Source organism: Pseudoalteromonas sp. MMG007, assembly GCF_018100985.1.
Taxonomy (GTDB): Bacteria; Pseudomonadota; Gammaproteobacteria; order Enterobacterales; family Alteromonadaceae; genus Pseudoalteromonas.
On sequence record NZ_JAGJEI010000007.1, the window covers coordinates 99,855 to 122,019 of the forward strand.

General features: G+C 38.9%; 18 protein-coding genes. 7 read left to right on the forward strand and 11 right to left on the reverse strand.

Features of this window, described 5'->3' with window-relative positions; translation table 11 throughout:
• Positions 1 to 47: 47 nt before the first annotated feature.
• The 3 genes from J8L71_RS10475 to J8L71_RS10485 form a co-directional block, all read right to left on the reverse strand.
• Positions 48 to 656 (reverse strand): PilZ domain-containing protein, encoded by a 609-nt coding sequence (locus tag J8L71_RS10475; protein ID WP_211000488.1) that lies wholly within the window; start codon positions 654 to 656, stop codon positions 48 to 50.
• 367 nt (positions 657 to 1,023) lie between these two features.
• Positions 1,024 to 1,791, reverse strand: coding sequence for a haloacid dehalogenase type II (locus J8L71_RS10480; protein WP_211000489.1), 768 nt, complete (start codon positions 1,789 to 1,791; stop codon positions 1,024 to 1,026).
• Complete coding sequence (locus J8L71_RS10485; protein ID WP_211000490.1) at positions 1,791 to 2,441, reverse strand: peroxiredoxin-like family protein; 651 nt, start codon at positions 2,439 to 2,441, stop codon at positions 1,791 to 1,793. The genes J8L71_RS10480 and J8L71_RS10485 overlap by 1 nt, the downstream gene beginning before the upstream one ends.
• 121 nt (positions 2,442 to 2,562) lie before the next feature.
• On the opposite strand from J8L71_RS10485, the gene J8L71_RS10490 reads away from it, so the two are divergent.
• Positions 2,563 to 3,450: a LysR family transcriptional regulator gene (locus J8L71_RS10490; protein WP_211000491.1), complete on the forward strand. Its 888-nt coding sequence runs from the start codon at positions 2,563 to 2,565 to the stop codon at positions 3,448 to 3,450.
• On the opposite strand, the gene J8L71_RS10495 is transcribed toward J8L71_RS10490, so the two are convergent.
• The gene (locus tag J8L71_RS10495) at positions 3,430 to 3,945 is read right to left on the reverse strand and encodes a DUF2937 family protein (protein ID WP_211000492.1); all 516 of its coding nucleotides are present in this window, start codon (positions 3,943 to 3,945) and stop codon (positions 3,430 to 3,432) included. The two genes, J8L71_RS10490 and J8L71_RS10495, sit on opposite strands and share 21 nt — an antisense overlap.
• Before the next feature lie 108 nt (positions 3,946 to 4,053).
• Here J8L71_RS10495 and J8L71_RS10500 point away from each other — a divergent pair, with 108 nt between their 5' ends.
• Genes J8L71_RS10500 through J8L71_RS10510 form a run of 3 tightly spaced genes read left to right on the forward strand, consistent with a single transcriptional unit; the run spans position 4,054 to position 8,741 of the window.
• On the forward strand, positions 4,054 to 4,620 hold the full coding sequence (locus J8L71_RS10500; protein WP_211000493.1) for an RNA polymerase sigma factor: 567 nt from the start codon (positions 4,054 to 4,056) through the stop codon (positions 4,618 to 4,620).
• Positions 4,617 to 5,696 carry a FecR domain-containing protein gene (locus tag J8L71_RS10505; protein WP_211000494.1) on the forward strand — a complete coding sequence of 360 codons (1,080 nt, stop codon included), beginning with the start codon at positions 4,617 to 4,619 and terminating at the stop codon, positions 5,694 to 5,696. The genes J8L71_RS10500 and J8L71_RS10505 overlap by 4 nt, the downstream gene beginning before the upstream one ends.
• 9 nt (positions 5,697 to 5,705) lie before the next feature.
• Positions 5,706 to 8,741, forward strand: a complete 3,036-nt coding sequence (locus J8L71_RS10510) for a TonB-dependent receptor (RefSeq protein ID WP_247655268.1) — start codon at positions 5,706 to 5,708, stop codon at positions 8,739 to 8,741.
• A 454-nt stretch (positions 8,742 to 9,195) separates the two neighbouring features.
• Here J8L71_RS10510 and J8L71_RS10515 read toward each other — a convergent pair whose 3' ends face one another.
• The 6 genes from J8L71_RS10515 to J8L71_RS10540 all read right to left on the reverse strand — a co-directional run bounded on the left by J8L71_RS10515 (position 9,196) and on the right by J8L71_RS10540 (position 14,971).
• On the reverse strand, positions 9,196 to 9,639 hold the full coding sequence (locus tag J8L71_RS10515; RefSeq protein ID WP_211000495.1) for a PA2169 family four-helix-bundle protein: 444 nt from the start codon (positions 9,637 to 9,639) through the stop codon (positions 9,196 to 9,198).
• 178 nt (positions 9,640 to 9,817) lie between these two features.
• A complete protein-coding gene (locus J8L71_RS10520) occupies positions 9,818 to 10,756 on the reverse strand; it encodes a LysR family transcriptional regulator (RefSeq protein ID WP_211000496.1) in 939 nt (312 codons plus the stop codon).
• A gap of 19 nt (positions 10,757 to 10,775) precedes the next feature.
• Entirely contained in the window at positions 10,776 to 12,494 is a 1,719-nt protein-coding gene (aceK, locus tag J8L71_RS10525; RefSeq protein WP_211000497.1) for a bifunctional isocitrate dehydrogenase kinase/phosphatase, read from the reverse strand.
• A 196-nt stretch (positions 12,495 to 12,690) separates the two neighbouring features.
• Positions 12,691 to 13,158 (reverse strand): DUF4124 domain-containing protein, encoded by a 468-nt coding sequence (locus J8L71_RS10530; RefSeq protein ID WP_211000498.1) that lies wholly within the window; start codon positions 13,156 to 13,158, stop codon positions 12,691 to 12,693.
• A 98-nt stretch (positions 13,159 to 13,256) separates the two neighbouring features.
• Entirely contained in the window at positions 13,257 to 14,753 is a 1,497-nt protein-coding gene (locus J8L71_RS10535; protein WP_211000499.1) for a DUF3413 domain-containing protein, read from the reverse strand.
• 5 nt (positions 14,754 to 14,758) lie between these two features.
• Complete coding sequence (locus J8L71_RS10540) at positions 14,759 to 14,971, reverse strand: DUF1414 domain-containing protein (RefSeq protein WP_002961475.1); 213 nt, start codon at positions 14,969 to 14,971, stop codon at positions 14,759 to 14,761.
• A 62-nt stretch (positions 14,972 to 15,033) separates the two neighbouring features.
• Between J8L71_RS10540 and yejK the strand changes: the two genes are divergently transcribed.
• The gene (gene yejK, locus J8L71_RS10545) at positions 15,034 to 16,050 is read left to right on the forward strand and encodes a nucleoid-associated protein YejK (RefSeq protein ID WP_211000500.1); all 1,017 of its coding nucleotides are present in this window, start codon (positions 15,034 to 15,036) and stop codon (positions 16,048 to 16,050) included.
• Between the two features lie 437 nt (positions 16,051 to 16,487).
• On the opposite strand, the gene rne is transcribed toward yejK, so the two are convergent.
• A complete protein-coding gene (gene rne, locus J8L71_RS10550) occupies positions 16,488 to 19,769 on the reverse strand; it encodes a ribonuclease E (protein WP_211000501.1) in 3,282 nt (1,093 codons plus the stop codon).
• A gap of 773 nt (positions 19,770 to 20,542) precedes the next feature.
• Here rne and rluC point away from each other — a divergent pair.
• Positions 20,543 to 21,502 carry a 23S rRNA pseudouridine(955/2504/2580) synthase RluC gene (gene rluC, locus J8L71_RS10555; protein WP_058549705.1) on the forward strand — a complete coding sequence of 320 codons (960 nt, stop codon included), beginning with the start codon at positions 20,543 to 20,545 and terminating at the stop codon, positions 21,500 to 21,502.
• Positions 21,499 to 22,164 carry an HAD-IA family hydrolase gene (locus J8L71_RS10560; protein WP_211000502.1) on the forward strand — a complete coding sequence of 222 codons (666 nt, stop codon included), beginning with the start codon at positions 21,499 to 21,501 and terminating at the stop codon, positions 22,162 to 22,164. The genes rluC and J8L71_RS10560 overlap by 4 nt, the downstream gene beginning before the upstream one ends.
• The last annotated feature ends 1 nt before the right edge of the window (position 22,165 follow it).

Consider the following 22,165-nt stretch of genomic DNA (forward strand, 5'->3'; position numbering starts at 1 on the left):
TACAAATTAAGGTGCCGCTAGTTTAGCATTTTACGTAAATATGTCAGCTAATTATCACTGTTAGGTTCAGCATTAACTTGTTCAAGTTCTTGGCGTTTTTTTAGTTGGCGTGTTTGGGCGTGTAAGCTTGCTCTTACTACAAGCTCTTGGTCGGTAGTTCTGATTGATGTAAATAGCATAGTGTATTGATAATGTTCATTATCTTTTTTCTCAACAGCAACTATCTCAGTGTAACAATACACTGCAGAGGCTTCGTGATGCAAAAATAGCTTTGTTCTAAACGCTTGGCCAATTGAATAAACGTCTGAGGAGGTAAAGCGAATACCGCCACCGCCATAGCTGTCACATTGAATGGCACTATCTTGTGCTTGCTCAGAGGCTAAAATATGGCTCATAATTAAATCAATTTTACGAGACTGCGCTTGTAAAAAGACGGCTAGTTCTTGCGCAACATCACCTAAATTTCTAAGCGGGCGTAATGAACTCTGCTCAAGCTCGCTTACCTCATTAGCTAATCTAAATAGGGGAGGGATGTCGTCTTCAAGTTCAAGCTGTGATTTAGGAACCTGATTGTCAGATACCGCGAATAAATTCACTCTTATACTTTCATTTATTTGAAAATACTCTTCAAACTCGCTTAACCTTTGGCTTTTCATAACTGTCTCCACTACGCATTAACTAACACTAACTTTGGATACTAAATCCATATTAAGAAGCTATTTAAAGCGATAATTTTATTGAATTTACTCTGACATTATCCGCAATTTCACTTTATTTACACTGAAATGTATTAAGTTAAGAAGGTATATTTAAATATCATTATAGTTCAATATGTTAGTTACATCCTTAACCAATTTCAGGCTAATTAAATAGTAGCGTTATGAGGAAGAAATTACTAGCAGTTAAAAATAGTAAATACATTGATTGGCCTATACTTTGATAAGCAAGTTTGCCCAAAAAAAGCGGCCAATGTCATCCTGACATCGGCCGCTTGGGTATTGATTAATTAGCGTATAAACGTGCTTACTTAAGTAGAGCGACTAATTCATGTAAATCTTTCACAACGTGATCTGGTTTTTTTGCAAGTGGGTAAAGTGCTTTACCTGGGCGTGCAATAAACGTAGTTTGTAACCCGGCTTCTTTAGCGCCTGCTACATCCCAACCATGTGCTGCTACCATCATTGCTTCATTTGGCGCTACATTTAACTTTTTAAGTACCCACTCGTAAGCACGTAAATCTGGTTTGTATATTTTAATATCTTCAATGCTGTAACGTGCGTCAAAGTAAGACATTAAACCAGCGCTTTCAAACTGTGCCTTAACACCTTTGTTTGAAGAATTTGTAAGGCTTACTAACTTATAGCCCTGTGCTTTAAGTTTTGCCAGTCCTTCTTTAACATCATTATGTGGTGGGAGTGTTAAAAGCGGAGTAACAATGGCTGTTTTTGCTTGTTCACTTGTTATGTCTATATTGTTGTTTTGTGCCACCATCATTAGCGATGCCACACCAATTTGACCAAAATCATGGTAACTACCGCTTACTGTATCTACTAATGAATTGTGCAACATGGTAGAAAACCATAAAGGTAGTAAATCTTCACGGCCGCCTAGCGCTTTACCAATTGAGGTACGCATTGATGTTAAATCAAGGAGTGTTTCGTTCACATCGAAAATAAGTACTTTAGGTTTTTCTTGAGTTTTCATTTCATCAGCCATCGCATAGCCAGAAACTAAGCTTGAGCCGACAAGTAGTGAAAGAGTAAGGTTTTTTAACGATTTTAAAATAGACATTAATTTTGCTCCGATTCGAGTGCTGCCATAATATCAATAGGCTCTGCACGTAGGGTGTAGTCTTCGTTTAAGAATGCGTAAGTAATAACACCTTCTTGGTTAATTACGTATGTAGCGGGTAGTGGTAATTTAAAGCTTTTATCACCGTAGTAGTGCTCAAAATCAATTCCAAACTGTGTATAAAGTGCTTGAATGCGCTCATCGAGTGTAAACAATAAGCCAAACTGCTCTGCTACTTTATTACTCACATCAGACAGTACATCGAAATCCAGTTCATTTTTTTGTGTAGTTGAGAGCGTTTCATCTGGCAGCTGTGGTGAGATAGCAATTAACTGGGCGCTTTGTGTTCTAAATTGTGGCAAGTAATTATTAAGTGCTTTTAGCTCTAAATTACAATAAGGGCACCAACCACCACGATAAAAGCTAACTATTACTGGGCCTTTATTCAATAAATCATTAAGCTCAATATTTTCACCTTTGTGATTTACTAAGCTAAAGTTTTCTACCTTTGCACCAATTTGTAAGGCGTTATCTTTAATATGCTGAGCAATAAGCTCCTCATTTGTTGTGTCCATTAATGCGAGTACATCAGCAGGTAATTTTGCTTCTTTTTGCACATTGTATGCATCTATTTGTGCTTTTAAACTCATTACTAAATCTCAAATTAAAACATATTGCGATTATGTGTGTTCTAGTTATTTAAATAAACATTGCAAAACTGAAAGCTTCATTCGAAAATGTTAAACATTGAAAACATACCTAAGCTAGCCAATGTATAATTTAAGTGACCTAGAAACCTTTATTGCTGTGGTAGAAAATAAAGGGGTATTAGCTGCAGCGCGTGAGCAGCGACTATCACCCGCAACTGTAAGTCATAGGCTCAGTAAACTAGAGCGAGAACTTGCCACTGTTTTAGTATTTAGAGACAGTAGGAGAGTTAGGTTATCCCCAGCTGGAGAGCTATTTTATAGCCGAGTGGGGGCAATAATAGAAGCTTTACACGACGCTGAGCACAGTATTGGTGCCCGAAGCTCATCGGTAAGTGGGTTGTTGCGCGTTACTATGCCGCCTTGGATTTTTTCAAAATATGTAATGCCAAAACTGACTGAATTTGAAAGTAAGTATCCACAACTTAAACTCGACTTTCTAATAACCGATCATTTTGTAAATGTTGTGGATGATGCACAAGATGTAGCGATACGAGTGGGTGCATTAACTGACTCAGGACTGCTTTCTCGTAAACTAGTGAATAATAGCCGTTTACTTTGTGCCGCGCCTAGTTATATAAAAAAGCATGGAATGCCTACAACGCTTGCGCAACTAGAAAAGCATTACTGGGTATGCTTACCTTGGCAAAGGCAACTTAAGTTATTTGATGAGCAAGGTGGTATAAATACGTTTAATGCAAAAACACGTTTTACTATTTCTAATTCAGATAACATGACGCAGGCGGCCATTTCTGGCCATGGTATTGCTATAAAATCAAAGATAGCGATAGATGAAGAACTCAAAAGTGGTGCGCTGGTTGAAGTTATGCCACAGGTTATGGCGCAAAGTGACGCACCTGTTTGGTTTTTACGCCCACAAAACAGTTTAACAACCCGTAAAACAGATGTGTTTTATGAATTTATGAAATCGCTATTCGTTAGCTGCGAATAATTTATTATATCCGCGCGTTAACCCTAACATAAATAAAAAACCAAATAACTCAGCAAGCACTGCAATTATAATGGCGCTAATAACTGCCGCTATTATTGAGTCTTTTTTTAGTATTATCTGGCCTTCAAAGCGCTGCCATACTTGTTGCTTTATATCGTTTAAGCTACTCGTGAGAGTAAAAATGTAAGGCGATTGCTCAAATTGTTTAACCGCTGACTCAAGAGATTGCTGGCGCATGTTAAGCATGCTGATATGTTCAGCGCCTTTACCAACAATGTCATCCCCTAGATTTTTATAGTGTTTTATTAGCTTGTTTAAATCATTTTTAAAGTATTTTTTGGCATCATTTTTAAACGGAGAAATTGCGTTATTTGCTTCAATTAATTGCGCATTAAGCGCTTGCCCAAAATCGGTCACAAAGGCCGGAATTTGTACCCCTAGCAGCAACCCGCATGCAAAAAAACTAAGCCGAATATAATCTAAAAATTTACTCATTTATCTTCTTATCCATTTAAATAACCCCAAATTAACATTTGAGCTTGTTTTTATGTCAAAAACTCGTAACCTATCGGTAATAAAAATAACAACAGGTGCGTGTTAAGGATGACGAAAAAAGTAAAAGTTACGTCAACATTTGTTGATATTTCAAAGCAACTAAAACGCTTTGTGTCGCGTATAGTTCAGCCCGACGATGTAGAAGACATTGTGCAAGAAACCTTTATAAAAAGCTATGAGGCTGATTTAAAACAAGACATCCAGTTTACCCGCAGTTATATGCTTAAAACAGCAAAGCACTTAGCACTTAACCATATTGCTAAATGGGACAACAAATTTAATGATTCGTTAGAGCACGATAACGAATTACCCGTATTACTCAAATCAATGCAGCTTGAAGATGAATACACATCTAAAGAGCGCTTTTTACTTTTTTGTAGAGCTACAGAGCAATTAAGCTCGTCTATTCGCAAATGCTTTATATTAAAAAAAGTCTACGGTATGAGCCAAAAAGAGATAGCAGAACAAATGCAGCTAAGTCAAAGCACTGTTGAAAAGCATATTGCAAAAGGATTATTACAGACCACGCTTTATATGCGCGAGCATGAACACAATGGTGAAATGCGCCCTAAAGCACAAGCTCATCCTATATCAGTGGGGAGGGTTGCAGAATGAGTAATGTTCATCAATTTAATTCAAAAGATCTTATTTTAGAAAAATCATGTGATTGGATAAGCGCCATTGATAGGGGGTTAACCGATGATGAAAAAGAGCAATTTAAATTATGGATGATGCAAAGTACAGCTCACCAAGATGCTATTTATGAATTAGCCCAATTGTGGGATGAATTATCTGTATTAAATGAGTTAAGTAATTTATTTCCTCACCATAACAGCGCTAAAGAATCTAAAAAGAAGTGGATGTTTTCATACTCAATTGCTGCAAGTTTATTTGCTGCATTAATGATGTGTAGTTACTTATTAATTAATTTAGAAAGCGGGTATAACCAGGAGCAGGCTAGAATAAATTACACCAAAATATATAAAACTAAGGTTGGTGAGCAGGCCACTTATGTACTGCCCGATGGCACCATAGTACAGCTTAACACCAATAGCTTACTAGAAGTTGCATACAGTAAAGGGCGCAGACAGTTGTTACTAAGCAGAGGGGAAGGGCGTTTTAATGTAGCAAAAGACGCAACACGTCCGTTTAGTGTTATGGCAGGTGATAAAAGCTTTACAGCACTTGGCACGGTGTTTAATGTGCAGCGCAACACGTCATCAGATTTAGAGCTTGTGGTGACCGAGGGCAAAGTTATGATTACTGATCCTAGCGTAGCAGTTGAGGCGAACGACTTTAAAGATTATCAGCAAGCAGATAATAGCAATCACAAAGTACGTCAAATTAACGCCAATATTGTTATCTCTGGCGAAAAAGCAATTATAGAGCAAAGTGTTACTAAACCTATTACTCAGCTTTCGATGGGTGATGTTCAACGTGATTTAGCTTGGCAAAATGGCATGCTTATTTTTAATGGTGAACAACTAAGTGACGCACTAAATGAAGTTAGTAGGTACACTTCGACTCGATTTGAGTTGTCGTCTGATGAGTTGGCAAGTATCAAAGTAGCCGGTGTTTTTAAAGCGGGAGATGTGGAAGGTTTATTAGAAAGCTTACAAACTAATTTTTCGATTGAACATGAGCGTTTAGGTGAGCATGTAGTAACGCTAAAACACCATAAAAAGTCATAAGTAGACGTTATGCACATCAAATTAATGTTAGCTAAAGTTGCATCTATAAATACAGTAAGTAAAAAAAACATTAAAAAAAAGAAAGCATTTAATAGAGGATTTTTGTTTGTCAGCTGTTTATATAAGTTGCGCAGTAACCAAACGCATTTATTGAGTGGTTTAAGTGTGCTTGCTCCAGCTTTATTTAGCTTAAGTGTGCAAGCTGCAACTCAAACTACTGGGCAAATGGTGCAATTTGATATAAAAGCGCAGCGAGCAGATAAAGCCTTAATTGAATACGCTAAACAAACTGAGCAAACCGTGGTTTTCTCCTTTGAGTTAGCGAAGCAGTATAACGCAAATTCGGTTTATGGATTTTACACTCAGTTAGATGCACTCGAAGCATTACTAGGTGGGACTGAGCTCGATGCGGTTGTTGATCAAAATGGTTTACTGAGTATAAAACTCAAACAAATCAACAGGAATGATAACAACATGATGAAGCTTTCAGCGGTCAGTGCAGCAGTATTACCAGCTTTACTTGCAGCAAACTCGCAAGGTGTAAATGCAGCAGAAGAAGTTGCTCAAGAAAAAATCGAAAAAATTGCTATTGTTGGTAGCCGCGTAGCGGGCCGTTCAGTAGAGGATTTACCTGTTCCAGTAGATATTTTAAGTGCCGAAGCACTTGAAAATACAGGCCAAACAGAAGTTGGCCGTATGCTGCAATCTATTGCACCTTCATTTAACTTTTCAAGTTCGTCAATTAGTGACGGTACCGATGCATTAAGACCTGCAACATTACGTGGTTTAGGTCCAGATCAAACACTCGTATTGATCAACGGTAAACGTCGCCATCAAGCAAGTATCATTCATATTAATACATCGGTAGGCCGTGGTACTGCGGGTACCGATATGAACGCTATTCCAGCATCGGCTATTAAACGTATTGAAGTACTTCGTGATGGAGCCGCAGCACAATATGGCTCTGATGCTATTGCGGGTGTTATTAATATTGTACTTAAAGATGCGAGCGAAGGTGGCAAAGCGGCCATCAATTACGGCGAGTATTCAGAAGGTGATGGCGAAACAATTAACATTGACTTCAACAAGGGCTTTGCATTAGGCGATGATGGTTATTTAAACACCACAATTAATTATCGTGACCGCTCGCCTACAAACCGTGCAGGTCTACATGGCTCATGTCAGTTTTACGGCTGTACTGAGTTAAGTGATGGCACTTTACTTGCCGGTGATCCGCGTGAATTAACGGTTGATAGAGACACGTTTAGAATAGGTGATGCAGACTCTCAGCAATTTGGCTTAACCGTTAATACGGGTTATGAGTTAGGTGATGGCGAGCTTTATGGCTTTATTACGTACTCAACGCGTGATAATGAATCAGCAGCATTTTTCCGTCATAATGCAAATGCGGGCGGTAACCCTGTATTACAAGACAATGATGCGACTATCCCATTAGGCTTTTTGCCAAAAATTAATACAACGATTGATGATGTGTCATACAACTTTGGTTATAAAACTGAATTTGATAACGATGCTAGCTTAGATTTGTCGTACACATACGGTGAAAATAGCATTGATTACACAACAAGCGACACAATTAACGCCTCTTACGCTAACTTTTTACGTTACGATCAAGGCTTAAGCGCTGCAGATATCCGTACCACTATTCCTCGTGAAGCGTATGCTTATGGCATGGAATTATCACTGCAAACAATCAATATTGATTTTACTAAAAACTTTGATGATTACTCACTTGCTATGGGTGCTGAAATTCGTACTGATGAATATCGAATTTTAGAAGGCAGTGAATATGCATATCGTGATTACGACACATTAAATGGAGTTAGTATTTATAGTGGTTTGAGTGGCGGTGTAGGCTCTGAAGATGCATCTGGCGGTACCCAAGGGTTTGGTGGTTCTTCTCCTGCATCGTCAGTTGATGAGTCGCGTGATGTGATTTCGTTTTACCTAGATGCAGAAACTTACATTATTGAAGATGTTATTTTATCGGGTGCACTTCGCTACGATAACTACAAAGGTTTTGGCGACACTGTAAACTTTAAACTTGCAGGTAACTGGGCTGTTACTGACGATATTTCATTACGTGGTGCATTAAGCTCTGGTTTTAGAGCGCCTTCAATGCAGCAATTATACTTTAATAACATTAGTACACAGTTTGTAGTTGCAGAAGATGGTTCTTTAGTTGCTGAGGAAGTAGGTACATTTAGAAATGACTCTACACTTGCACAAAGTTTAGGTATTCCAAAACTAAAAGAAGAAAAATCGCAAAACCGCAGTTTAGGTATTGTTTACAACGTAACAGACAACATTAATGTCACTGTTGATTACTACTCAATTGATATTGACGACCGTATTGTAATTAGTAATCGTTTAGGCAAAGGGCTTTCTTCAAGCTTAGATGCTGCACTCCTCAGCTCAGGCGCAGGCGCGGGCCAATTTTTCTTAAATGGTGCAGATACTGAAACTTCGGGTATCGATTTTGTTGCAACATGGAACACCGAAGGTTTTGGTGGCACCCTTGATTTTACCCTAGCGGCTAACTTTACTGAAACGGATGTTGTATCGTTATTTACGCCATCAGGCTCAGGCCTCGAAACAGTGCCAGTAGAAGATGTATTCTCTGATCAAGAAATTTCGATTATTGAAGAATGGCAACCAGAAGACCGTATTAATTTAAGTGCACTTTATCAGCGCGATGATTGGACAGTAAACTTATCACTTAACCGTTTTGGTGAGTACACAGTGGAAGATGGTGGTCGCCAAACTTACGACGCAGAAATATTAACTGATGTTAAAGTTAATTACTTTGTTACTGAAGATTTATCGGTAAATATTGGTGCAAACAATTTGTTTGACGTATACCCAGATAAAAACGAAATTGGTAACTCTCGCTCAGGGACTATTGTAGATGCAAACGGTAATACAATTGTCAGCAGCTCAGGTGTATTTGAATACTCACGTCGCTCAGCGCCATTTGGTTTTAATGGTGCGTACTACTATGTAGGCGCAGAATACCGCTTTTAATTAATAACACTCCCTTTCGTTATTTAACTCTAAGGGCCGTAAGGCCCTTTTTTTGGTTTACCATCAATGTATAGCTACTTTTTTTGTATACTAAGCTAATAGTGTAATCTTAATACTCTTTAATATTATCCATTACTCTCATTAATGTATTATGTTTACTGTTTTCGTGAGCCTTAATAAGTACAGCACTTACTTTGTATTTAGCCGAAAACATCGCAAGATTATTGGTTACTTGTTCTAAGTTTATTAGGGCGTGTTGAACTTTGCGGATTGAAATTTGTTCAATCTAGGGGAAGTTTAATCAAGACGCGAGATTAGAGTGTAATGGGCTAATAGTTGCTTCTACATGATCACAATAAGTAGAAACTGAGCAAGGGTTCGTGTTCTGCTCACGCCATTACTTGCCAATAAAAAACCCAGCTAAAAAGCTGGGTTGTAGTTTATGCTATTGCTTTTAGTGTTTTTGCATGCGGCTCATTTCAGCATGACAGCTTTGCATCGTTAATAAGGTTTTAGCAAGAGCTGCTTCACAGTCAGCAGGTTGCGGCTTATCCATTGCAGTTTTAATTTCGTCAAGCGTCTTATCCTCAACTTCTTCAAGCTCTTTTACGTATGTACTATCGTTATGCGAGCTAAAAGTTGTTAGCAGTGATGTATAAGCACGTCTTGCTTCAACGGCAAAAGACGAGCCGTCTTCTCGTTCACCTTTTTCGTTAATTGCATAAGGTTGTAAGCGTTCTACACTCACTTTTCGGGCATCTATCATACGTTGAAAAAGTGCACCAATAGCAGGGTCTTCTACCTTCTCTTGTGCTTTTTGATAAAAATCGATGCCGCTGTTCATAACTTGGATGATGTCAGTAATATGATTTACTTCTGTTCCTTGATGGGTGTTCATAATGACCTCTTTTATTAAATGAATGTATCGTTCAATTTAATAAAAGCAAAGCACGTTCCAATGTTTTTTATTTTATTTAACTGCTTGATATGCAATGGTTTAAATGGGTTTTATGGATTGCTAGGCTTAGGTGAGTAGATCAAACCTAGCAATTTTTACATTATGTCGTGTAATAAGGTTATTTAAGCTCTTCAGCTACTTCGGCTACTTTTTGACGAAGCCAAATATGGCTAGCATCACGATGTAAAAGCGGGCTCCAAATCATATCCAGCTCAAACGGCGGGATAGGAAACGGTGGCTCTAATATTTTAAGGCCCGGATCATCTAAATAAATATTAGCGGCTTTTGAGGGTAAGGTTGCAATTAAGTTTTTCTCTTTCGCTAGGTGAATAGCTACATGGTAATTACGCGTAAAGGTGGCAATGTTGCGATGTTTTCCAAAGTGAGCGAGCGCTTCGTCAACCCAACCTAGTTTTTGAACATCTTTAGGGTCCATACCCACACCTACACCAAAACCTGTTTTACTTACCCATATATGGCGAGCTTTTAAATAGCTGTCGAGACTGAAATTTTCAATAATTGGGTTATCTGCTTTTACCAAGCAACAAAAGCTGTCTTTCCATATACGTTTATGGTGAAAAGATTGCGGTAAATTTTCAAAGCGATTAATAGCCATATCTACTTTACCATTTTCAACATCATGAAACGTTACATCACTGGGTGTAAGTATATCTAAGGTTGTATCGGGGGCTTCTTCATGTAATTTACTTAAAAGCTTTGGCGCTAGTGTACTGGCTGCGTAGTCGCTCGCCATTATTCTAAACACACGTTTACTTTGGCTTGCTTCAAACTCGCGATTAGGCGCAAGGGTTTCTTCAAGGGTCATTAGTATGCCACGAATAACCGGTTGAAGTTCAATAGCGCGCTCAGTAGGTACCATACCATCGCTAGTACGTACTAAAATGGGGTCGTTAAATAAGTTACGTAGACGTTTAAGCCCATTACTCATTGCAGGTTGCGTTATGCTTAGCTGATTGGCAGCACGCGTTACGTTGCATTCTCGTAGTAATGTGTCGAGGTAAACCAGTAAATTTAAATCTATTTTACTTATATTCATTGTGTGTGTCCTTTAGCGCTTACCAGTGGTGAATAAAGCGCTGTGCTGTCGGGTAGGGATAAATATGACTTACCTGCCCATTTTTTATATTTTGTTGTGCTTGCTTCCAATAACTAACATCTATTAGTTCTGGGTGAGTGCTGAGTAAAAACTTTTTATACATAGGGTTTGGCATTACAAAGGTACAAAGTTGCTCAGGAAATACATCTTGTGGAGCAACAGAATAACTTTGATCATCGGTTAAGTAATCGTCGTAGCTTTTGGCCTTTGGTAGGGCTCTAAAGTTCATATCTGTTAAGTACTGAACTTCATCGTAATCATAAAATATAATGCGTTTATGCTTACTAACGCCAAAGTTTTTTAAAAGCATATCACCGGGAAAAATATTAACGGCAATCATTTCTTTTAACGCTTGGCCGTATTCTTCTATTGCGTCAGCCGCACTTTCTTCGCTGGCACTTTCTAAAAACAAATTAAGCGGTGTCATGCGTCTTTCTATATAAAGATGCTTGATGATCAACCAATCGCCTTCGATGATCATAGATGAGCCTATTGTTTTGTGTAACTGCTCAAGTAAATTACTATCAAAACGCGCTAAAGGAAATACGACGTTAGAGTACTCTATTGTGTCGGCCATTCTGCCTACGCGATCATGACTTTTTACGAGTTGATAACGCTTTAGAACAGTATCACGGCCAAAAGGTTTGCTCTCGCTAAATTTATCTTTTATTACTTTAAACACATAACCAAAGGAGGGGAGAGTAAACACCATCATCACCATGCCAGGTGTGCCGGGGGCAATAGTAAACTCGTCATTTGAGTGTGACAAGTGGCTTAAAAACTCACGATAAAACTCTGTTTTGCCTTGTTTGTGAAAGCCTATTGCGTTGTAGAGTTCGGCCAATGTTTTATTAGGCATTAACTGATTTAAAAAGCGCACCAACGCAGAAGGCGCATGTGTTTCTACCATAAAATAAGCACGAGCAAAGCCAAAAACAACTCGCATTTGAGATGATTTAGTTAAGAGCGCATCTAAATAAAGACCGTTATCTCCATCATGTAATACGGCAATAATAAAAGGCTGAACACCACTTTGTGACACCACACGGCCAACTATATAAGCTGCTTTATTACGATAAAAAGGCGTGTGTAATATATCAAAACGCATTTGCCAAGGTTGATGGTGAGTATCAGGTGCTTGTTTATAAAATGCTTTTACGAGCAGGCGAATATCACGCTCTAAATTGACAAAGGGAGCTTTAAAATCAAAGTGATTAATAATGTGTTTTATTGTCGGTTTTAAACCCTCAACAACTGGGAAGTAAGTTCTGTACTCGGCTTCAACAGGCACTGATGGCGCATCTTTCAATGAGGCCTCAACAAAGATAAAATCATTATGAAAATAGCGTCTATGGTACAGTCTGCAAAATACAGAGTTATAAAATGTTTCGGCTAATTCAGCTTGAGGATGAAAGCATAAATATTGCTGGTATGCTTTTTTTACATTTAGCCAAAGTGTTTCATCGAGTTGTTCGGTTGGATTTTGTTGTTTTAATATGTGTGTAGTTTCGTTAACACGATCATCATAATAACTTATGCGTAAACGGCTAATATCATTAATTGCTTGCCAATCTTGTTGAGCAAAAGCCATCGGTGCTTTAGCTGTTATTTTTTGAAATAGCTGATAGTGCTTTTTAAAGCCTGTTAAAATTAGCTCTGCAATCTGGCATGGTTGCATATCAACTCCTTAATACATCGTAGAGCTTATACTCTATTGTGTAAAGGGTATGTTATTTTAAGTTTAAAACCAAGATAAATTCTAAGTAACCTGGGTGCTGCTAAATGACCTTCCTGCAATTTACTCTTTTTATTTTCAATTCAATATTAAGAATAGCTGCAGATGTAGTGAAATAACCAAAACAGTTTAGGCATATTTATTGGTATCGAGCTATTTTCTTTTCGAGTTTTTTAATATGTTTTGTGATCGCTGCAACGTCTTTTTTGTAATTTTGATTAATTACTTTCAGTTTTTTGGTTATATCTTTAGTAATCCGTTTTTTATCATCTTCAGCTAATATATGATTTAGCCGCTCTTGCTGTTTGTATTCAGCACGCTGCTTTTCTCTATCGAGTATTGCCAGTTTATGGTTATTACTTCTAAGTTCTGACTCTAAGCCAGATAGCAGCCTTTCGCGTTCAAGATCATTTAACTGCTTAGTATAATCAATCTTAGGGCCTGAATATTGGTTACCAGTAGTGCTTACTTTATAGGTAGTGGCTTTATCATCACAGGGGAATTGAGAAAACGTAGTTCCATGTTCGGTCACGCATTTATAATAGGTTGTATTGCCTAGGGTGCAAAAGCTAGTAAATAGTAAAGAGCAGTATATCAATCGAAGCATTGAGTCTATCCCTGTGAGTTTTACACGTTAATTAAACAATATAAAACTATAACCTAGCTTACTGTTATAGCAAGCTAGGTAAGAGCGATCGCTTTAAGTTATTGAGTAAACGCTTTGAGCTTTTTAATGCTTTGCACTAAAAATGGGATGTCTAAACCTTGCTCAATAGAAAAGCCTTCTGCGGCTGATATATTTTTAAAATTACCGTCAGAATCTATTAAAGTAATTCTGTCTTTTTTATACGCAATTACGACGCCTTGTGAGTAATTAACGCCCATATCGTCTTTTTTCTTGTATAGGTTTACACCAAGCATTGTTTGTTTAGCGATTGCTTTACAATTTAAGTATTGGCCAACACTTGTTGCAATTAAATCACTGGGTTGAATAAGCCCGTCAACCTTAGAAATACGCTTATCTGAGCTGTATAAAGTTGACGTGATAACTACTTCTGCTTTATCACGAGCTAGGCTAAAGGCAAAAACATGTGTGTTATCATCTTTTATAGCAACCTTATCGTTACTTTTAATAATACGTATCGCACTTGAGCTATGAGCTTGGTCATTAACAAAGCCTAATTCTTTAACACCATCTACCTGAATGCTTCGGCGTTGGCTTTGCCACGCAGGTAATGTTTGCTCATTCAATATTGCTGCTTTATAAAAGGCGGGTAAGCCATACACTAAGCTAAATAAAGTGTCGTCGTGATTGGTTGGTTGTAAAAATTGTTCTGTTTTGTGCAAATTTTTGTTGTTAGCAACAAATGCAGCTAATCCTTCATTGTTATCAAATACAAAAATATCAACATTGGCCTGCGTGTAATCTGCGCACTTTTCGAGTGGGGCAGGTAATTGATAACTAATGTTTTGGTTATTTATTTTAACATTATGTGCTTGTTTATAGCTTTCTATATCGAGTAAGTCATTCTTAGCGAGTAAGCTTTTAGCCGTTGTTGGGTATGAAAGCGGTAACACATTATCTTGCTTTGTTACGTCAAACTTTAAGTTTGCATCAGCCCAAATATGAATACTGTGGCTAAGTGCAAAACACACAATTAAAGACGATATGGCATAACGCGCAAATTTGTATTGTTTTAAACGTGCAAGGTGATGCCATGTATAGTTACTTACTACAAGTTGAAAACCTAAAATAAGGAGTACAATACCACCGGCTAAAATAGTAGTTAATGCCGGTGAGCTAGTTAAACGGTGCCATAACAAAGAAATAATTTCTGGCAAAGCTGAGCCACTTAAGTGGTAACCTAAATTAACATAAACATAGGCATCTAAAGTAAGTAACGATGCGCCAACAGTTGCTATAACTGCTGCCATGCCGCGTATATGTTTAGGGTATGGGAATATTAAACTAAGCGGAAATACCGTCAGCACAAACGCTAAAAAGGCAATAAAGCTAGTATGGCTTAACCATGTTACTAGCATATAAGTAATACCTATAAAGCTTGATGGTGGCGAGTCTGCAAATAAATAGCTTAAGCTAATTAATAGCGCTAAGCCAATGTTGGCAAAGGTAAACCAATGCCCCCAACTTAATAACTGACTAGCCTTTGATGAAAATTGATTGTGCTGCGATAAATTCATAGACTTTATTTAACCGACTGCGCGAGTGCTTTTGCAAAGTTCTCGGTTACGGCTTGTCTTTTCCCTGTTGGTACATGCTCTTTTAGGATATGCGTGATAGAATTTCCTAAACACATAAGACTTAAATCAACCGGCGCATTGTGTTTAGTTAGCACATCAATAAGCTGATCGACGATTTGTTCTACTTCTTCATTAGAGTATTTTGATAAGATTGGCATCAGTTGGTTCAATAAAAGAGTTATATTCCCGTATTTTAACACCAGAGGCGTGAAAAACAAAGATGACAACAGACGTTAAAAAACTAGTCGTTCATTATGTAGACAAAAAAGACGACGATACGCAAATTCACCTTCGAAATGATGAGATGGTTATTAACGATAAAGTAGCCGTTTTTATCGAACAATTACATCATGCATACAATGGTAAGCCAGGTAAAGGTTACTGTGCTTTTAGTGGTGATAAAAACAGTGTTGTAGCATCTGCAATGCAAAGCTACCGTAATGACGAACTAGGTTTTTGGCATATGACCGAGCAAGCGTCTAATGTTTTAAAAGAAGAGCTGGATAAATATGCATTTAGTGAAACAGGTTATTTAGTTTTTTGTCATTACCAGTATGTAGCTACTGATTACATGCTTATTGCAATGATCAATATCAAAGAGCATTACTCAATGACTTCTGAGCTTGATTTAGCCGCATCTCGTCATTTAGATATTTCGCGTATGCAATTAGCTGCGCGAATTGATTTAACAGCCTGGGATACACAAGCAGAAGATAATCGCTATATTTCGTTTATTAAAGGCCGTGCAGGGCGCAAAGTTGCTGACTTTTTCTTAGACTTTTTAGGTTGTGAAGAAGGCATTGATCCCAAGCAGCAAAGCCAAGTTATGTTAAGCGCAGTAGAGGATTACTTATCTGAGCAACAATTTGATAAATCAGAAAAAGATGATTTACGTAAACAAGTTTTTGATTACTGTAACGACTGTGTAACTACCGGTGAAGATGCAAACGTAAGCGAGCTTTCGGCTACCCTTACTAAAGGTGATGACAGCCCATTTGATAGTTTTTGCAAAGAGCAAAGTTATGATTTAGAAGAGTCATTTCCTGTCGATAAAAAAACAGTAACCAGCATGGTCAAGTTTTCAGGCTTAGGCGGTGGGGTAAGCGTAAGTTTTGAGCGAAAACATTTAGGTGAACGTGTAACTTATAACGAGGCAACAGATACACTTGTAATAAAAGGTATTCCGCCAAATTTAAAAGATCAGCTTCAGCGCTTTATGGAAAATGAAAGCGAGTAAACTCATTTGTCCTAGTTAAAGCCGATTTAAGAGCGTGATATTTATATCACGCTTTTTTATTGGCTGTAATTTAGCTTTATTCTGGTTTTAAAAGCGTAGCGTCTATTAATCTTTTTGTGAAAATTACTATTTTCGGGCTTTGCCCGTTACGCTAACAAGTTGTGCGTCTTCAAGTATTATTACGGTGTTAAAGTTTGGCTGTACGCGTGAAGTAGCGCTGTTGTTTATTTAATTTTTACTAATAAAACCATTTAAAAATCTATTGGACTAAGATGAAGTGAAAGAGGAATAAACAAGAAAACACACGCTACGGTTTATTGGCTACGCTTTTTCAAATTGGCTAGCTTTATTACTACTCATATATAAGCCAGTAGGTATTAAAACAAAAAAGCCCCGCTATTTGTTAATAGCGGGGCTTTATTGATGAGTGTTAATTATTAATCAGCACTCATTGTGTTTGTCATTGCAGAACTCGCACGACCTGCAGGTTTAACTGACCCTGCACGCAAGCCGCTATCTGGCACTAGTTCACGTTTATCGTGAGCCATTGCAACAGATGTGTGTTTAACTTCGCTATCAGCAACTGGAGTAGGCTGAGCCATAGGGGCACTTGCAGCACCTTTAGCTATTACTGTTTTAGCGTTAGCCACGGTTTCAACTTTAGCTGGTTGCTCTGCTGCTACTGGCTCTTCAACTTTAGCTGGTTGCTCAATGGCTACTGGTTCTTCAACTTTAGCTGGTTGCTCAATGGCTACTGGTTCTTCAACTTTAGCTGGTTGCTCAGTGGCTACTGGCTCTTCAACTTTAGCTGGTTGCTCAGTTGCTACTGGCTCTTCAACTTTAGCTGGTTGCTCAGTTGCTACTGGCTCTTCAACTTTAGCTGGTTGCTCAGTGGCTACTGGCTCTTCAACTTTAGCTGGTTGCTCAGTGGCTACTGGCTCTTCAACTTTAGCTGGTTGCTCAGTTGCTACTGGTTCTTCAACTTTAGCTGGTTGCTCAGTGGCTACTGGTTCTTCAACTTTAGCTGGTTGCTCAGTTGCTACTGGCTCTTCAACTTTAGTTGGTTGCTCAGTGGCTACTGGCTCTTCAACTTTAGCTGGTTGCTCATCTTGAACTGTTTCAACTTTTGCTAAGTCTTCAGCTGCAATAGCTTGTTCAACTTGTTGTGAAGCATCAACAGGCGTTTCTTCTGATTTAGCTTTTAGTTCTGCTTCATACTCAGCGGCAGCTTGATCAGCAACTGGTACAAATGCAGGTGCATCATCAGATTTAACTTCTGCTTCGCCTTCAGGACGACGACGACGTTGACCCGATGCACGAAGATGACGTGGTGAGCGACGTGAACGTGTACGTGTTTGACCTTGCTCATCATCAGCATTTACAGCTTCATCAGTAGATTCAACATTTGCCACTTGTTCTTCTTTAACAGGTGTCTCTTCAACTTTAGCTGGTTTAGCTTCAACTGTTTCAGCAGGCGCTTGTGCTTGTTTTTCAACTACTGGCGTTTGCTCTTTAGTTTGCGGCTTATCGGCTACTACAGACTGCTCAGATGTTTGCTCTGTTGTTGTAGTTGCTTGCTCTGCGCTTTCATCTTGTACACGTACTTTTTTACGCACGTTACGACGCTGGCGACGAACTTTAGGCTTTTGCTCTTTTGGTTCTGCAGCTTGAGCAGGCTTAGAATCAGTATCAGTTTTAGCCGTTGTATCTGCTTTAGTTTGATCTTTATCTGCGTTTTTATGCTCAGGGCGTTTACGAGAATTAGGGTTACGACGTCGCTTATTGCGATTTTCGTTTCTTTCTTGAGTCTCGTTTGTTGCTGTTGAGTCTGTTTTAACTTCTTCTTCAGCACCTTGGCGCTCGTTGCGAGGTTTTGAACGTGGGTTATTACGACGACGCTGATTGTTATTACGGCGGCGATTATCGTTACCACGACGGTTGTTATTATTGCGAGTTTCTTGCTGCTGTTTCTCAACGGCTGCTTTTTTCTCTTCTTCAGATTCACTCACAAATAACGACTTAAACCAATTACCGATAGCAGCTAATACGCCACCTTCAGTTTTAGTTTGTACCGGTGCAGCAGGTGCTTCAGTTTTTGTTGGTGTAGCTTGTGGAGCCGGAGTTGAAGGCATTACAACGCCTTTTAACATTGGCTCTTCACGTACTGGTGCAGAAGGCGACTTAGACATTTCGAATGCTTCTGGCTCAGGCGCAACAACTTGCTCGTAGCTTACTGTTTCAAGCGTTTCGTCTTTACGTAAGCGCATCACTTCGTAGTGTGGTGTTTCCATGTGTTGATTAGGAATAATCACGACATCACATTTATGGTGCTTTTCAATACGGTGAACGCTACGACGTTGCTCATTTAGTAAATAAGCAGCAACGGCAACAGGCACTTGTGCATTTACTTGTGCTGTATTGTCTTTAATTGCTTCTTCTTCAATTAAACGAAGGATAGAAAGTGCAATTGATTCGTTAGAACGAATAGTACCTTGGCCGCTACAACGTGGACATGGGCCTTGGCTTGCTTCACCTAGTGAAGGACGCAAACGCTGGCGCGACATCTCTAGTAAACCAAAGCGAGAAATTTTGCCTATTTGTACGCGAGCACGATCTGGTCGAGCAGCATCTTTTAAGCGATTTTCAACTTCGCGTTGATGGCGTGGAGGTGTCATATCAATGAAGTCGATAACGATTAAGCCACCTAAGTCACGTAAACGTAATTGGCGTGCAATTTCGTCTGCAGCTTCTAGGTTGGTATTAAGGGCTGTTTCCTCAATATCGCCGCCTTTAGTTGCTTTAGACGAGTTGATATCGATTGAAGTAAGTGCTTCAGTTGGGTCAATTACAATTGAACCACCAGATGGTAGACGAACTTCTCGTTGGAACGCAGACTCAATTTGGCTTTCAATTTGGTAATGCGTAAATAACGGCGTGTCACCTTGATAAAGCTTAACACGGCTCATAAAGTCAGGGCGAAAACGCTCAATGTGCGCTTTAGCTTCTTCAAAAACACGTGGTTTATCAATTAGGATTTCGCCAATATCACGACGTAAATAGTCACGTATTGCACGGAAAATTACATTGCTTTCTTGGTGAATTAAAAACGGCGCTTTAGCACTGTCGGCTGCTTGTTTAATCGCATCCCAGTGTACTAATAATGCTTTTAAATCGTAGTTAAGTTCCTCAAACGATTTGCCAACACCCGCTGTACGAACAATTAAGCCCATACCTTTAGGAAGTTCTAGGCGGCTAAGCGCTTCTTTTAGTTCAGTGCGCTCATCACCTTCAATACGGCGAGAAATACCGCCAGCACGAGGGTTGTTTGGCATAAGGACTAAATAGCTACCTGCAACACTGATAAAAGTAGTTAGCGCTGCGCCTTTTTGGCCGCGTTCTTCTTTATCAACTTGTACTATTACTTCTTGACCTTCTTTTATAACGTCGCGAATGTTCGGACGGCCATGGAAAGTATAACCTTGTGGGAAGTATGTACGGGCAATTTCTTTTAAAGGAAGGAAACCATGGCGGTCAGCACCGTAGTCAACAAATGCTGCTTCAAGAGATGGTTCAATGCGAGTGATTTTGCCTTTGTAAATATTGGCTTTTTTCTGTTCGTGACCTGGGCTTTCGATATCTAAATCATAAAGGCGCTGGCCATCAACCAGTGCTACGCGCATTTCTTCTTGCTGCGTTGCATTGATTAGCATACGTTTCATATTGTTACTCTACTTAATTTTTGTCGCTGACATGACGATGTTTTATCGCCTGTTCAGTTGTTCCTATTTTTAGAATATACAGCCTCACGACTGGGTCTTTAACGGAACTGCTCTGTATTTCGTATGCAGTATTTTTAAATGCTGGCAAACAATAGCGTGTAATCACACTATTAAATTCTTTATGGTGCTAAAACTGTCGGCTTTTCAGCTACGTTACACGTTTTACCCAGAAGTCGGCCTGTCATATCAATCTTACTAAATGTCATTCATATTAGGCGCGTAGGGCTCATAAGATGGTGAGCTGGGCATATTTGATGCTTAGCTAATAGCCAGTTTACGAGCAAGAGTCGCTGCCAATGTTAATGAACGCTTATTTATTAGATTTTTTTAGTTCTAAATAAGCTGCTGTACGGTACTACAATAATTGAGCTAGTGCTGAACGACGCGTTCTTACGTCGTCACTATCAGACAAATTATCTGTTCATTGCTTTTTCTAGTACGTTAAAAGTCACTTCATGTTCAAACTTAAGCAGCAATATATTACGCGCATTGCTGTTAATTGATCGCACGTGTTAACTGAGGAGGCATAAAAGCTTTGGAAAACTTAACTCGGATCTGTATGATCGGCTACCCAGAATGTGCATCACGAATCTTTTAATGTGTTAAAAAGCACCGTTGTTATTTGCAAATACTAAATATTTGCGCTGCTGATTATCCCACTATTTTTACCGTGTTAGCAACTAAATTATTTTACTTAAATCAGTGATTAGGCAATGTCAGAAAAAACCGGCTTACAAGTATCTTTTGTTACAATCAACGAAGACCATTTAGGTCAGCGTATTGATAACTTTCTTATTACCCATTTAAAAGGGGTGCCTAAAAGCGCAGTTTATAAAATTCTTCGTAAGGGTGAGGTACGTGTAAACAAAAAACGTATTAAACCTGTTTATAAGTTACAGCTAGACGATGTAGTGCGTATACCACCTATTAGAGTGTCGGAGCGTGAAGAGTTTGTACCCTCTAAACTAGATAAAGTAACTCGCCTTGAAGACGATATTTTGTTTGAAGATAAATACCTTATTGTAATCAACAAACCTTCGGGTATGGCTGTACATGGTGGTAGTGGTTTAAGTTATGGCCTAATAGAGGCTTTGCGTGCACTTCGCCCTGATGAGCGCAGTCTTGAGCTTGTACACAGGCTAGACCGTGATACGTCGGGTTGTTTATTAATTGCTAAACGCCGCTCAGTATTAACAGCATTACATGAACAGTTACGCGAAAAAACGATGGAAAAAAACTACTGGGCGCTTGTAGAAGGTCAGTGGGATTCTAAAACTAAAAACGTAACAGAGGGTTTGCGTAAAAATACGCTTAAATCGGGCGAGCGTGTAGTACGAGTAGATAATGTTGAGGGTAAGCCTTCGCATACTCGCTTTAAAGTGCTTGAGCGTTTTAACGATTGCTCACTTGTACAGGCATCGCCAGTGACAGGTAGAACGCATCAAATTCGTGTGCATACTCAATGTAAAGGTCACCCTATAGCGTGTGATGATAAGTATGGCGACCAAGGGTTTGACGAATCTATGCGTAAAGTTGGCTTAAACCGTTTATTTTTACACGCGCACGATTTAAGTTTTTACCACCCTAAAAATGAAACTACCATGCGTATAGAAGCGCCTTTAGATAAAACGCTTAAAAATACATTATTAAAATTACGAGATGCAAAACAGTGATAAAAGCAACGCCAATTAAAAAATATAAGCTGGTTATTTTTGATTGGGATGGCACGGTAATGGATTCAGTTAGCAAAATAGTTAACTGTATTCGACAAAGTGCTTTGTCGCTTAATATAACGCCGCCCAGTGATGATGCGATTAAAAATATAATTGGTTTGTCGCTTGAACGTGCTATTGACGTTTTATTTCCTGAGCAGATAGAACAGCATAATGCTTTAGTTGAGGAGTATAAGCATCAATACCGTATTGATAAGACCCCAACGCCCATTTTTGATGGTGTTGCAGATGTACTTAACGCCTTACAAGAGGAAGGCATAATATTAGCTGTTGCTACAGGCAAAAGGCGAGGTGGACTAGAGCGCTTACTTGATCAAAGCCAGCTTAGGCATTTTTTTAGTGCAACACGTACAAGTGATGACGCACAGTCTAAGCCATCGCCAGATATGCTTTATCAATTATTGCAAGAACTTGGCGTAAGCGCCGATGACGCTGTAATGATAGGTGATACAAAAATTGATATGGCAATGGGCAAAGCCGCAAATATGGACCGAATAGGGGTTACCATGGGTGTACATAATGCCCAGCAGCTAAGTGAGTTAACACCTGTTGCAACTGTTGATAATTACCAGCAGTTGCAACAGATATTACTCAGTAAGTAAT

Excerpts from the sequence above, each read along its gene's own strand:
- J8L71_RS10475 (WP_211000488.1), bottom strand. The coding sequence starts at position 656 with ATGAAAAGCCAAAGGTTAAGCGAGTTTGAAGAGTATTTTCAAATAAAT.
- J8L71_RS10480 (WP_211000489.1), bottom strand. The coding sequence starts at position 1,791 with ATGTCTATTTTAAAATCGTTAAAAAACCTTACTCTTTCACTACTTGTC.
- J8L71_RS10485 (WP_211000490.1), bottom strand. The coding sequence starts at position 2,441 with ATGAGTTTAAAAGCACAAATAGATGCATACAATGTGCAAAAAGAAGCA.
- J8L71_RS10490 (WP_211000491.1), top strand. The coding sequence starts at position 2,563 with ATGTATAATTTAAGTGACCTAGAAACCTTTATTGCTGTGGTAGAAAAT.
- J8L71_RS10495 (WP_211000492.1), bottom strand. The coding sequence starts at position 3,945 with ATGAGTAAATTTTTAGATTATATTCGGCTTAGTTTTTTTGCATGCGGG.
- J8L71_RS10500 (WP_211000493.1), top strand. The coding sequence starts at position 4,054 with ATGACGAAAAAAGTAAAAGTTACGTCAACATTTGTTGATATTTCAAAG.
- J8L71_RS10505 (WP_211000494.1), top strand. The coding sequence starts at position 4,617 with ATGAGTAATGTTCATCAATTTAATTCAAAAGATCTTATTTTAGAAAAA.
- J8L71_RS10510 (WP_247655268.1), top strand. The coding sequence starts at position 5,706 with ATGCACATCAAATTAATGTTAGCTAAAGTTGCATCTATAAATACAGTA.
- J8L71_RS10515 (WP_211000495.1), bottom strand. The coding sequence starts at position 9,639 with ATGAACACCCATCAAGGAACAGAAGTAAATCATATTACTGACATCATC.
- J8L71_RS10520 (WP_211000496.1), bottom strand. The coding sequence starts at position 10,756 with ATGAATATAAGTAAAATAGATTTAAATTTACTGGTTTACCTCGACACA.
- aceK (WP_211000497.1), bottom strand. The coding sequence starts at position 12,494 with ATGCAACCATGCCAGATTGCAGAGCTAATTTTAACAGGCTTTAAAAAG.
- J8L71_RS10530 (WP_211000498.1), bottom strand. The coding sequence starts at position 13,158 with ATGCTTCGATTGATATACTGCTCTTTACTATTTACTAGCTTTTGCACC.
- J8L71_RS10535 (WP_211000499.1), bottom strand. The coding sequence starts at position 14,753 with ATGAATTTATCGCAGCACAATCAATTTTCATCAAAGGCTAGTCAGTTA.
- J8L71_RS10540 (WP_002961475.1), bottom strand. The coding sequence starts at position 14,971 with ATGCCAATCTTATCAAAATACTCTAATGAAGAAGTAGAACAAATCGTC.
- yejK (WP_211000500.1), top strand. The coding sequence starts at position 15,034 with ATGACAACAGACGTTAAAAAACTAGTCGTTCATTATGTAGACAAAAAA.
- rne (WP_211000501.1), bottom strand. The coding sequence starts at position 19,769 with ATGAAACGTATGCTAATCAATGCAACGCAGCAAGAAGAAATGCGCGTA.
- rluC (WP_058549705.1), top strand. The coding sequence starts at position 20,543 with ATGTCAGAAAAAACCGGCTTACAAGTATCTTTTGTTACAATCAACGAA.